We start from the raw sequence: 14,490 nt of genomic DNA, 5'->3' as shown, positions 1-14,490 counted from the left end.
AACCAGGAATGTTGTTACCCCGGGACAACTAAAAGTTATTCAAGAGTCCGTCGGTTGTTGAGACCGGGTGCCGGAACCATTCGAAGCGGGCCGACATCCGCAGCGTATTGGGAGACTACTTGGCGGCTCATATCGACGATGCTTTCGATCAATTCCAGGCCAACGCCGGCGCGCCATGAAGCCACGACATCCAACTGCGGCAAGCGGGTGCCTGGTTCCAGCTGAATCAGCTCGCCGCTGGCCAAGGGCTTGGCCACCAGCGCGGCCGGCAAGGCGCCAATGCCGAAACCGTCACGAATCAGCCGGGTCATGGCCGACACCGAGTTGACGCAACTGACCCGTGGCGTACTGATGCCATGGGCGTGCAGCAGGTTGAGTACGTCCTGATGCGGCCGGGAGTTTTTAACGAAGGTGATGATGCGCTCACTGGCCATTTCGGCCAAAGAGGCATAGGGGCGGGCGTAGATTGAGTTACTGGCGGCGATCCAGTGCATGGGGTAGTGCGCCAGTTCGAGGTTGCGCACACTTTCGTGGCGGATCAGGTCCGTCTGGAACACGATGTCCAGATAGCCCTTTTGCAGCTGATCGCACAGATTACGTGCGGCGTCGGCCGTGATTTCGATTTCCACGGCGGGGAAGGTCTGCATCAAGGTCGACATCAACGGGCTGAGCCAGGTGTGGATCACCGTATCCATCACACCGATTCGCACCAGGCCCTGTTGCGGGTTGGTGTTATCCAGTGAGTGTTTCAACGCTCGCTGAACCTCGAGCATCTGCTCGGCGTAGTCGAGCACCTTGAGGCCTTCGAGCGTCAGCGACACGCCGCGCGAATCGCGCACGAACAAACGCAGGCCCAACTCTTCTTCCAGCGAGGCAATCCGGCTGGAGATAGCCGCCTGAGTGCTGAACATTTTCTCGGCGGTAAGGCTGAAGCTTTGCAGGCGTGCGACCCAGACGAAGGTTTCGAGAAATTTGAGGTTCATGGCGGTTCTCGTGATGGGGCGTTCACTGTTTTTCCACAGAGAACCGTGGTGGGGGTGCAGTAATTGTTACTCCAGAGTTCGTCGCAGGGGGTATCAAATTTTCTTATGCATAACCTCGTTTTTTTTCCGTTTGACGCAGTTTGACCTTGGCGCGAAGAATCCGCTCCACGACGCAGGTCACTGCGTCCGTTCCCCACGACAACGCCTTCACAAAAAAATAATGAGGCGTGTCCGTCATCTTCGCTTGCTGCCGCAGGAACTCCCATGGAAAAGACCATGACTGACCACGTGCTTTCAGGTTCGGGCCGCACCGGCCCGTTCAGTTGGTACGGCCCCCTGTCGAAAAATGAAAAGCGTACCTTCTGGAGTTGCAAGATCGGCTATGCCCTGGATGGCATGGACACACAGATGCTGAGTTTCGTCATTCCTACCCTGATTGCCACTTGGGGCATCTCCAAGGGTGATGCCGGGATGATCGGTACTTGTACGCTGTTGGCCTCGGCGGCCGGTGGCTGGATCGCCGGGATTTTGTCCGACCGTATCGGTCGAGTGCTCACCCTGCAACTGACGGTGTTGTGGTTCGCCTTCTTCACCTTCCTCTGCGGACTGGCACAGAACTACGAGCAACTGCTGGTGGCCCGGACTTTGATGGGCTTTGGTTTCGGCGGTGAATGGACCGCGGGTGCGGTGCTGATTGGCGAGGTGATTCGCTCCCAGGATCGCGGCAAGGCAGTGGGCATGGTGCAGGCCGGATGGGCGCTGGGGTGGGGGCTTACGGCATTGCTCTATGCCGGATTATTCAGCTTTCTGCCGCCGGAAGAGGCTTGGCGGGCGTTGTTCATGATCGGGTTGGTGCCAGCGCTATTCGTATTGGTAATCCGCCGACTGGTCAAGGAGTCGGACACCTTCGAGCAGGCCTGCATTGAGCGCAAGGCCAAGCCTGAAAAGGATTCGCGTTGGGCTTTCTTCGAGATTTTCGCACCTCGGATGCTCAGTACCACCTTGCGCGCTTCGTTGCTGACCACTGGCGCGCTGGGCGGTTATTACGCGATCACCACGTGGTTGCCGACCTACCTGAAAACCGAGCGCGGCTTGAGCGTGCTCGGCACTGGCGGCTATCTGGCGATGGTGATCGTCGGCTCCTACATCGGCTATGTGACCAGTGCATTGCTGACCGATGCCATCGGCCGAAAGAAGAACTTCATCCTGTTTGCCGTCGGCTCCATGGCGATCGTTCTGGCCTACACCCAACTGCCCATCGACAACACCTGGATGCTCTGGCTGGGCTTTCCGTTGGGTTTCTTCGCTTCGGGCATTTTTGCCGGCATGGGCGCTTTTCTGACCGAGTTGTTTCCGACCCGCATGCGCGGTTCGGGCCAGGGTTTTTGCTATAACGCCGGGCGCTCCATTGCGGCGCTGTTTCCGTTGTTCATCGGTGCGCTGAGCGAAACGTTGCCGATTGGTACGGGGATCGGAATCTTCGCTGCCGGTGCCTATGGCGTGGTGATTCTGGCCGCGTTAAGCCTGCCGGAAACCCGCGGTCGCCAACTCGAATCCTGAACCCCGAAACGTCTGGGCAATTGTGCCCAGACGTCGCTGATCCATTGCTAATCGACAAACATCGGCCGCGATCGCAACGCCCCCGAGAGGGCTCGCTCGCGTCCGAAACAGGAGCACGGCATGCACTATTCGTTTTCCACCCAACGGTTGTACCTCCCGGTCGGCACATTGCTCGGTTTGAGCTTGCTCGGCGCACCGCCCGCTCAGGCGGATTTCATTGCCGACAGTAAAGGCAGCCTGGAAGCACGCAACTTTTATTTCAATCGCGATTTCCGCCAGGACGGCTCGCGAGACAAAGCCGAGGAATGGGCACAGGGTTTTCTGTTGCGGATGGAATCCGGGTATACCGCTGGCACGCTGGGGTTTGGTCTGGATGCGTTGGGTATGGCCGGTTTTAAACTGGACTCCGGCGGCGGCACGGCGGGCACTAATCTGTTGCCGCCGGATTTGTCGGGCGGCTCTCAGGATCGCTATGGCGAGTTGGGCCTGACCGCCAAAGTACGTTGGTCCAAGAGCACCCTGAAGCTGGGGACGTTGCAGATCAAGGATCCGGTGGTGAACTCCAACGACACTCGCCTGTTGCCGTCAACGTTCAAGGGCGGCCTGGTCAATGTGCAGGAAATCGACCGTTTGAAGCTCACGGCGGGTCAACTCACGCAGATCAACTTTGTTGATTCCACGGATTACCAGGACATGACCGCCAATCGCATCGGCGGGCAGAGTGACAAGTTCCAGTTCGCCGGGGCTGACTATCAATTCCAGCCGAACCTGACAGCGCAGTACCGCTACGGCAAGCTGGAAAATATCTACCAGCAAAACTACCTCGGATTGGTCCACCTGCTGGATCTGGGGTCCGGTCAGTCGCTCAAGAGCGACGTGCGCTATGCGCGCAGCATCGAGGATGGCAACTTTCGTGACCTCGATAACCAGGCTTTCGGTGCGATGTTTACCTACAGCCTCGGCGGTCACGCGCTGGGCTTCGGCTACCAGCGCATGAGCGGCGACGATCCGTTTCCGTACATCGGACGCAGCGATCCGTACCTGGTCAACTTCGTGCAGATCAATGACTTCGCCAACGTTGACGAACACTCCTGGCAAACGCGCTATGACTATAACTTCGCGGCATTGGGTGTGCCGGGGTTGAGCTTTATGACCCGCTACATCTCGGGTGATAACGTGCAGCGCAGTGGTGCGGGTGAAGGCAAGGAGTGGGAGCGCGACACCGATATCGCTTACGTGGTGCAAGACGGCACGTTGAAAGGCCTGGGCTTTAAATGGCGCAATGCATCGGTGCGTTCGAACTTTGGTAATGATCTGGATGAGAATCGCTTGATCGTCAGCTATACCCTGGCGCTTTGGTGAGTCTCTCGGTTATCGAACAAGAAATGATATCGACGGCCCGCCAGTCGGACTGGCGGGCCGTTTGTTTTACATCGACAGAATCAAGCGGCCAGCGAACAGAATCAGGATCACTCCCATGGTTCGTTCGAACCAGTGCCCCATGCGCATGAACAGCAGTCGCACCCGGGCGCTGGAAAAAAACAGCGCCACGATCACGAACCACAAGGCATTCACGAAACACATCCACAGCCCGTACAGCGCCTGAATCTGCAGTGGTGTCGTGGCACTGATGATCGTGGTGAAGATCGCCAGGAAAAACAGGGTGGCCTTGGGATTGGTGGCATTGGTCAGAAAACCTGTGGTGAACGCCTTCAGCAATGTTTGCTCGACCACCGGTTCGTCTGCACCTTTGTCGCCTTCCAGCACAGTTTTGGGTTTGCTGCGTATCAGGCTCACCCCGAGGTACAAAATATAGGCACCCCCCACGACCTTGGCCACCGTCAACAACCAGGGCGTGGTGTGCATCAGCGCACCGACGCCGAGCAAGGTGTAAAGCACATGCACGGAAATGCCCGCGCCGATGCCCAGCGCCGTGCAGATGCCCACTAAGCGGCCGAAGCGCACGCTTTGGCGGATGGTTACGGCGAAGTCCGGTCCGGGGGCGACCACGGCCAGAAAGTGGATGGTTGCCAGCGCCAGAAACTCGCCCAGGTAATTCGAAAACATCTCAGCTCCAGAAAGTCAGGGGTGAAGCATTGCCGCGATAGCCGACAAAGAAGGAAAGGCTCAATCGCGGGTCGTCCACACCTGGGGTCACCGAATGCATGCAGCGCGAATTGAACATGATGAAATCACCCGGCTCAGGACGAATCTCCAGGGTCGGAGGGCCGAGCAAGGCCGGGTCGATGCCGTAACTGTCGCCACGCATTTCGTCGAACTGGTCCGGAGAAATGTCGTGGTCCCACATCTGCAATGCGCCGCCCTCGGTCGGCATGTTCAGGTAGACGTTGCAGGCGAACTGCGCTTCCAGGCTTTTGGCCTGGAAGCTGTCCGGGGCATCCTTGGCGAAAATGTCGTGATGGGCGAGGAAGCACACCCCGGGTTTCACTACCCGGGATAGCCCCACATACATCTTGCGGCCATAGAGATTTTCCAGATGTGCCCCCGCCGGCCAAGACTCGTCGAGCATGCAGCGCAACGTATCGACAGGAGAGGAGTAGGGCGCACAACGGCTGCGCAATTCGGCGATATTGCTGGTGGCGCGCTCGAAGTAATCCTCGATCAGCAGCGGCTGGTTTTCCGCTTCATAAAACGCCATGCCAATGCGACCGATGCTCGGCGCGTTGATGTAGCCTTCGAAGCCGGGGGCGAGGATTTTGTCGCCGATCTGGATCGCCAGCGGCCGAGGCAACAAGCCTTTGACGCGGATGGCGAGGACTTCTTCGTTGGCCAGTTTTTGTATGCACGTCTCATCGAGACGCTCGACGTCAAGCATCATGTTTTTAGGTCCATCTATCGATAGTCAACAGAGCCCGCGAATGCAGGCTCCCCCGGCGTCAGGCGATGACGGGGCCGACATCGCCCAAATGTTCAGTCCACGCTGTAGTGGACTGACAGCGTTCCCTTTTTCTGTGAAAGGGAAGCGATCGTGACCGTGCCCAAATCCTTCAGGCTCCGTACATGGGTGCCGCCGCAACCGTAGGCGGGCAGTTCACCGAAGCCGATTTCCCGGGCGCCTTCGCGCAACGACGTCAGGCGCGGCAGGTCATGGGCGATCCATTGCGTGATGCCGTGCTGAATCGTCTGCGCATCGACCTCCTGTGCGCTATCACCCGGTTTGAATTGGACACGTCCTTCATCCGGCCAGTGATGAGCTTTGGTCGGCATCCAGCCCATCGCCTGGACGAAGTGACCGATCAGGTGCCCCGCCGAATGCATGCGAGTGTTGAACCGGCGGCGTTGCTCGTCGACCCGAATCTGGGTCATGCCGAGTTTTACCGGGTGGTCGACGAAATGGATGATCCGGTCCGGATCCTGAACCACGCGCAGCACCTGGCTCTCGCCGATCCAGCCGGTATCCCAGGGTTGCCCGCCGCCCTGAGGGTGAAACAGTGTGGCGCGCAGCACTACTGCGAATTCGTTCTCATAGGGCGTGCAATCCAAGACCTCCACATTGGCCTTGAGGTCATCACTATGGAAAAAGAGGCGAAGCGTCATATTCCATGCCCTTATTAAAGTTTCTATTTTCATTATATGAATCGTGGAATTGCGTGATAATCCGTTCAATCATCAAAGGACTGTTGCGCTGTGAGCATAAATCTTCCCCTGCCGCTGCTCGGTGAAATGGCGATTTTCGTCAAGGTTGTCGAGACTGGTAGTTTCTCCGAAGCGGCACGCCAATCAGGTTCTTCTCCCTCGGCGGTAAGTCGCAGCATTTCGCGGCTGGAGAAGGCACTCGCCACGCGGCTGCTGCAACGAACCACGCGCAAGTTGCGCCTGAGCGACGGTGGCGAAGAGGTGTTCAAGCGTTGCCAGGAGATGGTCAGCGCGGCGAAGTCGGTGATGGAAATCAGCGGTCAGTTCACCCATGAAGCGGAAGGGCTGGTGCGCGTCAGCGTGCCCAAGGCCGTCGGGCGATTCGTGATTCATCCGCACATGCCGGAATTTCTGCGGCGCTATCCCAAAGTGAACGTGGAGTTGTTGCTCGAGGACCGTCAGGTGGATCTGATCGACGACAACGTCGACCTGGCGATCCGCATTACCGACCGCCCGCCCGCAGGGCTGGTGGGGCGGCAGTTGTTGACCATCGATCATTTGCTCTGCGCAACGCCGCAGTACCTGGCCGAACACGGCACCCCGACTCATCCCCACGACTTGCTCAACCACAGTTGCATCTACCTGGGCGAAACCCCGAGCGATGCGCGCTGGAAATTCAAAAAAGGCAGCAAAGCCGTGACCGTCGGCGTGCGCGGACGTTATGCCGCCAATCACACGGGCGTGCGACTGGGCGCGGTATTGCAACATATTGGAATCGGCAGTCTGCCGTACTTCACCGCCCGTTATGCGCTGGAACAAGGGCTGATCGTGCAGGTACTGCCGGACTGGACTTTTCTGGCGTCCTACCACGGAGGCGCCTGGCTGCTGCATTCACCAACCCGCTATCTACCGCCCAAGTTACGGGTGCTTATCGACTATCTGGTGGAATGCCTGGAGAAGGAGCCCACCTTGAGCAGGCCGGGCAAGCCAAGTGCATTGGGCACGGTCGCGGTGGCGTATGAGTTGCCGGAGAGTGATGGGTTGCTTTGAGGCCAAGATCAAAAGATCGCAGCCTTCGGCAGCTCCTACGCGCCTGTGGGCGCCTCCGAAGGCTGCGATCTCTTGATCTTAACGAACCAAAAAAAAGCCCGCATGTTCAACCATGCGGGCCTTTTGCATTACTGATTGGGGATCAGTGCTTGCTGTCCTGGTTCGACATCGCCAGTAGCTGTTTTTCCTGATTCCAGTCGAACGGTTCGTCGTTCTGTTCGGCTTCGAAGCGACGTTCTTCAAGGGCCTGGTACAGGTCGATTTCTTCGTCGGACAGGTAGTGCAGGCAGTCGCCGGCGAAGTACCACAGCAGGTCCCGTGGAATCAGGTGGGCGATTTGCGGATAACGGGAAATGACCTGCGTCAGGATGTCCTGGCCCAGGTACTGGCTTTCGATCGGTTCGATCGGCAATGACGCCAGTAGTTCGTCGAAGCGCTCCAGGAACAAGGCATGGCTTTCTTCGGGAACCTGTTCGGCCTCACCTACGGCGACCAGGATGCTGCGCAGGTGGTCGAGCAAGACGAGATGATCGGCAACGACGTTGGACACGAGATAAGTCCTCAAGAGCAAAACGGGCGCGAGAGTATAAAGCTCCTGCGCCCCTTTTTCACATGGTAAAGAGCCCCATGATAGCGAGAAGACACACGGTCTGCTGGATCAGCGGACCTTGCCTTTGGCCAATACCAACTCCTTTGGGTCGAAATCATCGACATCGATCACCTTGCGTCGCGCCACTTCTGCCTCGCGCAAGCTCTGGGCCTCAACCGGTTGCAAGACGCCACCCTCCAGAGCGGCATCGATGGCAGATTCTCCGAGAGTGGGTTTGACCTGGCGACTTTTCAGCGCCGTATTGAGTTTCTTCTGTAGCGGTTTGGCGGCGTTCAACAAATCGCAAGCGTACTGCAGAGCGCCGACCGAATCCTCTGGCGATTGCGGGCGATAGCAGCCCCCCAGTAACTCCTCAAGCGTTGGATCGCCCTTGGGACGACCGATGACGGCTGCGACTTGGGCCGCCAGTCTGTCCGACGGGCCTCTGTGGCGACGACCGAACGGGAACACCATCACCCGCATCAGGCATCCGAGTACCTTGTTCGGGAAGTTGGTCAGCAGTTCGTCCAGCGCACGTTCGGACTGGCCGAGGCTCTCTTCCATGGCCCAGGCGAACAGCGGATGCATATGCTCGGGTGAATCGAGATCGTGATAACGCTTGAGTGCGCCGGAGGCCAGATACAGGTAGCTGAGTACATCACCCAAACGTGCGGATAGCCGTTCGCGGCGTTTCAAATCACCGCCCAGCAGCATCATGCTCAGGTCTGCAAGCAGGGCAAAGGCCGCGGCCTGACGGTTGAGGGCGCGGAAGTAGCCTTGGCTGAGCTTGTCCCCGGGCATGTGTTCGAAATGCCCGAGGCCCAGGTTCAGCACCAGGGTGCTGGCGGCGTTGCATACGGCAAAACCAATGTGGTCGAGCAGCAGTGCATCGAACTCGATCAGTGCCTGTTGTTTGTCTTCGCGGTGGGCGAGGGCCATTTCCTTGAGCACAAACGGATGGCAACGAATAGCGCCCTGGCCGAAGATCATCAAGTTGCGTGTCAGGATATTCGCACCTTCGACCGTGACGGAAATGGGCGCACCTTGCCAGCTACGCGCCAGGTAGTTGTTCGGGCCCATGATGATGGCCCGACCGCCGTGAACATCCATGGCGTGGCTGATGCATTCGCGGCCGCGTTCAGAGAGGTGGTATTTGATAATGGCCGAGGGTACCGACGGCTTTTCGCCGAGATCGACCGCGTTGGCGGTGAGCATCCGTGCGCTGTCCATCAGCCAGGTACTGCCGGCGATCCGCGCCAGTGCTTCCTGAATCCCTTCGAAGGCTGACAGCGGTGCGTTGAATTGTTCGCGAACCTGCGCGTACTGGCCCGTCACCAGACTGGTGAACTTGCCCGCAGCGGTACCGATGGCAGGCAGCGAAATGGAACGCCCGACTGACAGGCAGTTCATCAGCATCATCCAGCCCTCGCCGAGCATCTCCTGACCGCCGATGATGAATTCCAGCGGTACAAACACATCCTTGCCGGAGTTCGGGCCGTTCATGAATGAGGCGCCCAGCGGCAAGTGACGGCGACCGATTTCTACACCGGGGGTCTGGGTTGGAATCAAGGCGAGGCTGATCCCCAGGTCGACTTTGTCGCCCAGCAGATGATCCGGGTCATAAGCCTTGAACGCCAGGCCGATCAAGGTCGCCACCGGGCCGAGGGTGATGTAGCGTTTTTCCCAGTTCAGACGCAATCCGAGGGTTTCTTTGCCTTCCCATTCACCTTTGCAGATCACCCCGGTGTCAGTCATCCCGCCGACGTTGGAGCCCGCCATCGGACCCGTCAGGGCAAAGCAGGGAATATCGTCGCCGCGTGCCAGCCGTGGCAGGTAATGATTGCGTTGTTCGTTGGTGCCGTAATGCAGCAGCAGTTCCGCCGGGCCAAGAGAGTTGGGCACCATGACGGTCGACGCCAGGTCGCCGCTGCGGGTGGCCAGTTTCATCGCTACCTGGGAGTGCGCATAGGCCGAGAAGCCTTTGCCACCGTACTCTTTGGGGATGATCAGGGCAAAAAAGCCATGTTGTTTAATGTGATCCCAAGCCTTGGGCGGAAGATCCATCAACTGGCCGATCTGCCAATCGCTGACCATGGCGCAGAGCTCTTCGGTCGGGCCATCGATGAAGGCTTGTTCCTCTTCGCTCAGCTGCGCTTTTGGATAGGCCAGCAGCTTGCTCCAGTCCGGACGGCCACTGAACAGCTCGCCGTCCCACCAGACCGTGCCAGCTTCAATGGCTTCACGCTCGGTTTGCGACATCGGCGGCAGGTTTTTTTGAAACCAGCCGAATATTGGCGCCGTGAAGAGTTTTCGGCGCAGATCCGGCAGCAACAGGAAAGCGGCCACGGCTGCGAGCATCACCCAGAAAATCAGCATGAGCCAGACGGGGGCATGGCTGAAGATGCCCATCGCCAGCAGATAGACAGCGATGATGCCCAAGGCGGGCAGAGGCGCAGTGCGGCGATGTGCCAGGTAGGCAATCCCGACCACCAGAACCAGTATCCACAACAGCAACATATTCAATTCTCCATGAAGCCAGGGGCAAAACCACTTTCAGAGCTTAGACGGCATCCATAAAAATGGGTGGTCAGCGCATGAGTCTGAGCGTGTAGGAAGCAAGGGCTGAAATTCGTCAGTTATTTCGAGGGGGGACGGTTAAGCGCTTTTGTCGACAGGGCGGCAAACGCTGACATTTGGCCGAAACGTCGTTATCTCTGTGCTGAAGCTGTCGCTAGACTCGTGGCTTCCCCCAGGAGATTGTTCCCATGCACGCATGTCTGAGCCCCGGCCGCTTCATCGACAGTGACCACCCCTCTGTGGTGGAGTTCGCCGAAAAACATCGTGGCGCCGGGCGCGATCCGCTCGAACAGGCGATCAATCTCTATTACGCGGTGCGCGAGGCCGTGCGCTACAACCCTTACACCTTCAGCCGCGATCCAGAAACCTTGCGCGGCAGCTATGCGCTGGCGGCAGGGGAGAGTTATTGCGTGCCCAAAGCCACGTTGCTGGCAGGTGCAGCCCGGCATTGCGGGATCCCGGCGCGTATCGGTCTGGCAGATGTACGCAATCATCTGTCGACGCCACGTCTGCTCGAATTGCTCAAAAGCGATGTGTTCGCCATGCACGGCTACACCGAGTTGTATCTGAACGATCGTTGGGTCAAAGCCACCCCAGCGTTCAATCAACAACTCTGTGAACTGTTCAATGTCGCGCCGCTGGAGTTCGACGGGGTCAACGACAGTGTGTTCCATCCCTTTAACCGTGACGGCGAGCAGTGGATGGAGTATCTGATCGATCACGGCCAGTTCACTGATGTGCCGGAAGCGTTCTTTTTCGAACACCTGGAAAAGTGCTATCCGCATCTGTTCGGCGAGCAGCTGCCGGTGCTGCTGGGTGACATGCAGAGCGATTTGAGTCGCGCCTGATCCGGCGTATGCTGCCTGCGCATTCATCCAAAAGGGGCGGTCATGCTGAAGATCTGGGGTCGGAAAAATTCGTCGAATGTCAGGAAGCCGTTGTGGGCGGCCGAAGAACTGGGCCTGGCCTATGAAGCCATCGACGCCGGCGGTGCCTTTGGCGTGGTCGACACACCTGAGTACCGTGCGATGAATCCCAACGGCCGGGTGCCGGTGATCGAAGACGACGGTTTTGTGCTGTGGGAATCCAACACCATCGTCCGTTATCTGATGGCCCGTCATGCCAGCGATACGGCTTGGTATCCGACAGACCTGCAGGCCCGAGCCTCTGCCGAAAAGTGGATGGACTGGACCACCTCAAGTTTTGCCGCCCCGTTCCGCACGGTGTTCTGGGGTGTGTTGCGCACCCCGCAGGACCAGCAGGACTGGCCGGCCATCAAGGCCGCGATCAAGGAGTGCGACGATCTGCTGTCGATGGCCGATCAAGCGCTGGCGGCCAAACCGTACCTGTCCGGCGACGAGATCGGTATGGGCGACATTCCCCTGGGCAGTTTCATTTATGCCTGGTTCGAGATGCCGATCGAGCGTGCGCCGCAGCCTCATTTGCAGGCCTGGTACGAGCGCCTGAAACAGCGTCCGGCGTATCGCAAAGCCGTCATGACCGCGTTGACTTAATACTCACTATCGACACGCTTGACTGTACTTGTGCGGCAGCGACAAGCACCATTGCGCTCATGCGCCGCGGTTGCATTGCTCGCCGCCCGCCCTTATTTATTCCTTTCTTCCCTTCTTGGTGCGTAAATCCGATATGAGTTCCGCTCTGTCCATCCGGCAGCTAACCAAAACCTACGGCAACGGTTTCCAGGCCTTGAGTGGTATCGATCTGGATGTCGCCGAAGGTGACTTTTTCGCCTTGCTCGGCCCCAATGGCGCCGGCAAATCCACGACCATCGGCATTCTCTCGACCCTGGTGAACAAGACCAGCGGAACGGTGAATATCTTTGGTCATGACCTGGACAAGAACCCTGCGCAGCTCAAGCGCTCCATCGGCGTGGTGCCCCAGGAATTCAACTTCAACCAGTTCGAAAAAACCTTCGACATCGTCGTGACCCAGGCCGGTTACTACGGCATTCCGCCGAAAATCGCCAAGGAACGCGCCGAGCAGTACCTGACCCAACTGGGTCTGTGGGACAAGCGCGATGTGCCGTCGCGCTCCCTGTCCGGCGGCATGAAGCGCCGACTGATGATCGCCCGTGCGCTGGTTCACGAACCGCGCCTGCTGATCCTCGACGAACCGACGGCGGGGGTGGACATCGAATTGCGTCGTTCGATGTGGACCTTCCTCACCGAACTGAACAAGAAAGGCATCACCATCATCCTCACCACCCACTACCTGGAGGAGGCTGAGCAGTTGTGCCGCAACATCGGCATCATCGACCACGGCACCATTGTCGAGAACACCAGCATGAAACAGTTGCTCAGCCAACTGCATGTCGAAACCTTCCTGCTGGATATGAAGAACACCTTGCAAGTGGCACCGCAGTTGCTCGGTTACCCGGCCAAACTGATCGACAGTCATACCCTGGAAGTCCAGGTCGACAAGGCCATGGGCATTACCGCGCTGTTCACTCAATTGGCGCAGCAGAACATCGAAGTGTTGAGCCTGCGTAACAAAACCAATCGCCTCGAGGAGTTGTTCGTGTCCCTGGTGGAGAAGAATCTGTCGAAGGTGGCGGTATGAGTTCCGAGCTGCAACCCAACCTCGTTGCCCTCAATACCATCGTCTACCGCGAGGTCAAGCGCTTCACCCGGATCTGGCCGCAGACCTTGCTGCCGCCGGCCATCACCATGGTTCTGTACTTCGTGATCTTCGGTAACCTGATCGGTCGGCAGATCGGCGACATGGGTGGCTTCACTTATATGGAGTACATCGTGCCGGGGCTGATCATGATGTCGGTGATCACCAACTCCTACGGCAACGTGGTGTCGAGTTTCTTTGGCAGCAAGTTCCAGCGCTCGATCGAAGAGTTGATGGTGTCGCCGGTATCGCCGCATACGATTCTGATCGGCTACACCCTGGGTGGCGTGCTGCGTGGCTTGATGGTCGGGCTCATCGTGACCCTGCTGTCGCTGTTCTTCACCGAGTTGCAGGTGCATCACCTGGGCGTGACCATTCTGGTGGTGGTGCTGACGGCGACGATCTTCTCGCTGCTGGGTTTCATCAACGCGGTATTTGCGCGCAATTTCGATGATATCTCGATCATCCCGACGTTCGTGCTGACGCCGCTGACGTATCTGGGCGGGGTGTTCTACTCGATCAGCTTGCTGCCACCGTTCTGGCAGACCGTGTCACTGGCCAACCCGGTGCTGCACATGGTCAACGCCTTCCGTTACGGCATCCTCGGTGTGTCGGATATCAGGATCAGCGTGGCGATCACCTTCATGGTGATAGCGACCGTTGTGCTGTATATCGGTTGTGCGCGGTTGCTGGTGAGTGGGCGTGGGATGCGTACCTAAGGAAGACCGAGTCGCCTGCTTCGCGAGCAAGCCCGCTCCCACACTGGATCTGCTGCGAACACATTATTTGTGAACGCCCGCGAATTAATGTGGGAGCGGGCTTGCTCGCGAAGGCGTCAGCACAAACACCACAAAAAGAAACGGCCTCCCAAGCGGAGGCCGTTTTACATTCTCACATTCGACTTTTCTTACGCCGCTTCCACTGCCGACTCACCCACCAGCGCCAATACATCATCACCAGGCAATAGGCGAGGGCACCCAGCACCAACCCCGTGACCACCGAGCCAAGCAAAAACGGTTGCCACAGCGTCGAAATTTCGCCGCTGATCCATTCCCACGTCAGCGCATCCGGCAGGCTGCGGGCGGGGACGTCCATCAGCCAGGCACCGGTCTGGTAAGTGCAGAAGAACACCGCCGGCATTGTGATCGGGTTGGTCAGCCAGACCAGGCTGACGGCAATTGGCATGTTGCCGCGCGCGATGATGGCCAGGAACGCCGCCACCAGCATTTGCAATGGAATCGGCAAGAACGCCGCGAACAGACCGACCGCCATCGCCCGCGCGACGGAGTGGCGATTGAGGTGCCAGAGGTTCGGGTCATGCAGCAGGGTGCCGAGAAAGCGTAAGGATTTGTGTTCCCTGATGCTGGTCGGGTCTGGCATGTAACGTTTGAATAAGCGCCGGGGCATAAGGCTTCTCGGTCGGTTCAGGCGGCAAGTATGTCTGGATTCTACGAACCGCCCATTCAGACTTTGTGACAATTGATAACGACGGACGTG

Annotated in this window: 14 protein-coding genes; 7 read left to right on the top strand and 7 right to left on the bottom strand. The window is 58.4% G+C overall.

The genetic code is table 11. The features are described 5' to 3' along the window. Positions 1-35: 35 nt before the first annotated feature. On the bottom strand, positions 36-983 hold the full coding sequence (locus F6R97_RS08575) for a LysR family transcriptional regulator (RefSeq protein WP_048395788.1): 948 nt from the start codon (positions 981-983) through the stop codon (positions 36-38). Between the two features lie 276 nt (positions 984-1,259). Between F6R97_RS08575 and F6R97_RS08570 the strand changes: the two genes are divergently transcribed. Together F6R97_RS08570 and F6R97_RS08565 are read left to right on the top strand one after the other, a co-directional pair. Continuing rightward, the gene (locus F6R97_RS08570; RefSeq protein WP_038983634.1) at positions 1,260-2,543 is read left to right on the top strand and encodes an MFS transporter; all 1,284 of its coding nucleotides are present in this window, start codon (positions 1,260-1,262) and stop codon (positions 2,541-2,543) included. 120 nt (positions 2,544-2,663) lie between these two features. Next, positions 2,664-3,905 carry an OprD family porin gene (locus F6R97_RS08565; RefSeq protein WP_315866402.1) on the top strand — a complete coding sequence of 414 codons (1,242 nt, stop codon included), beginning with the start codon at positions 2,664-2,666 and terminating at the stop codon, positions 3,903-3,905. Between the two features lie 66 nt (positions 3,906-3,971). Here F6R97_RS08565 and F6R97_RS08560 read toward each other — a convergent pair whose 3' ends face one another. The 3 genes from F6R97_RS08560 to F6R97_RS08550 form a co-directional block, all read right to left on the bottom strand. Then, positions 3,972-4,610: a LysE family translocator gene (locus F6R97_RS08560; protein ID WP_038982067.1), complete on the bottom strand. Its 639-nt coding sequence runs from the start codon at positions 4,608-4,610 to the stop codon at positions 3,972-3,974. Between the two features lies 1 nt (position 4,611). Beyond that, positions 4,612-5,382, bottom strand: a complete 771-nt coding sequence (locus F6R97_RS08555; RefSeq protein ID WP_038982068.1) for a 2OG-Fe(II) oxygenase — start codon at positions 5,380-5,382, stop codon at positions 4,612-4,614. A 92-nt stretch (positions 5,383-5,474) separates the two neighbouring features. Continuing rightward, a complete protein-coding gene (locus tag F6R97_RS08550) occupies positions 5,475-6,101 on the bottom strand; it encodes a serine-tRNA(Ala) deacylase AlaX (protein WP_038982069.1) in 627 nt (208 codons plus the stop codon). Between the two features lie 90 nt (positions 6,102-6,191). Here F6R97_RS08550 and F6R97_RS08545 point away from each other — a divergent pair, with 90 nt between their 5' ends. Continuing rightward, positions 6,192-7,190 carry a LysR family transcriptional regulator gene (locus F6R97_RS08545; protein ID WP_038982070.1) on the top strand — a complete coding sequence of 333 codons (999 nt, stop codon included), beginning with the start codon at positions 6,192-6,194 and terminating at the stop codon, positions 7,188-7,190. Between the two features lie 142 nt (positions 7,191-7,332). On the opposite strand, the gene F6R97_RS08540 is transcribed toward F6R97_RS08545, so the two are convergent. Beyond that, on the bottom strand, positions 7,333-7,740 hold the full coding sequence (locus F6R97_RS08540) for a PA2817 family protein (RefSeq protein WP_008012462.1): 408 nt from the start codon (positions 7,738-7,740) through the stop codon (positions 7,333-7,335). A gap of 108 nt (positions 7,741-7,848) precedes the next feature. Continuing rightward, positions 7,849-10,296, bottom strand: a complete 2,448-nt coding sequence (locus F6R97_RS08535) for an acyl-CoA dehydrogenase (protein ID WP_315866401.1) — start codon at positions 10,294-10,296, stop codon at positions 7,849-7,851. Between the two features lie 248 nt (positions 10,297-10,544). On the opposite strand from F6R97_RS08535, the gene F6R97_RS08530 reads away from it, so the two are divergent. The 4 genes from F6R97_RS08530 to F6R97_RS08515 all read left to right on the top strand — a co-directional run bounded on the left by F6R97_RS08530 (position 10,545) and on the right by F6R97_RS08515 (position 13,712). After that, complete coding sequence (locus F6R97_RS08530; protein WP_315866400.1) at positions 10,545-11,204, top strand: transglutaminase family protein; 660 nt, start codon at positions 10,545-10,547, stop codon at positions 11,202-11,204. A gap of 42 nt (positions 11,205-11,246) precedes the next feature. After that, positions 11,247-11,870, top strand: coding sequence for a glutathione S-transferase (locus tag F6R97_RS08525; RefSeq protein WP_315866399.1), 624 nt, complete (start codon positions 11,247-11,249; stop codon positions 11,868-11,870). A gap of 133 nt (positions 11,871-12,003) precedes the next feature. Continuing rightward, on the top strand, positions 12,004-12,936 hold the full coding sequence (locus F6R97_RS08520; protein WP_038982074.1) for an ABC transporter ATP-binding protein: 933 nt from the start codon (positions 12,004-12,006) through the stop codon (positions 12,934-12,936). After that, a complete protein-coding gene (locus tag F6R97_RS08515; protein WP_315866398.1) occupies positions 12,933-13,712 on the top strand; it encodes an ABC transporter permease in 780 nt (259 codons plus the stop codon). The genes F6R97_RS08520 and F6R97_RS08515 overlap by 4 nt, the downstream gene beginning before the upstream one ends. A 172-nt stretch (positions 13,713-13,884) precedes the next feature. Here the strand turns inward: F6R97_RS08515 and F6R97_RS08510 are convergent, their stop codons facing one another. Then, positions 13,885-14,400, bottom strand: coding sequence for a DUF2062 domain-containing protein (locus F6R97_RS08510; protein ID WP_038982076.1), 516 nt, complete (start codon positions 14,398-14,400; stop codon positions 13,885-13,887). Positions 14,401-14,490: the final 90 nt, after the last annotated feature.

The organism is Pseudomonas sp. JV414 (assembly GCF_032424305.1).
Taxonomy (GTDB): domain Bacteria; phylum Pseudomonadota; class Gammaproteobacteria; order Pseudomonadales; family Pseudomonadaceae; genus Aquipseudomonas; species Aquipseudomonas lini.
The sequence above is the reverse complement of the archived record's forward strand: the minus strand, read 5'-3'. Positions and strand labels throughout refer to the sequence as shown.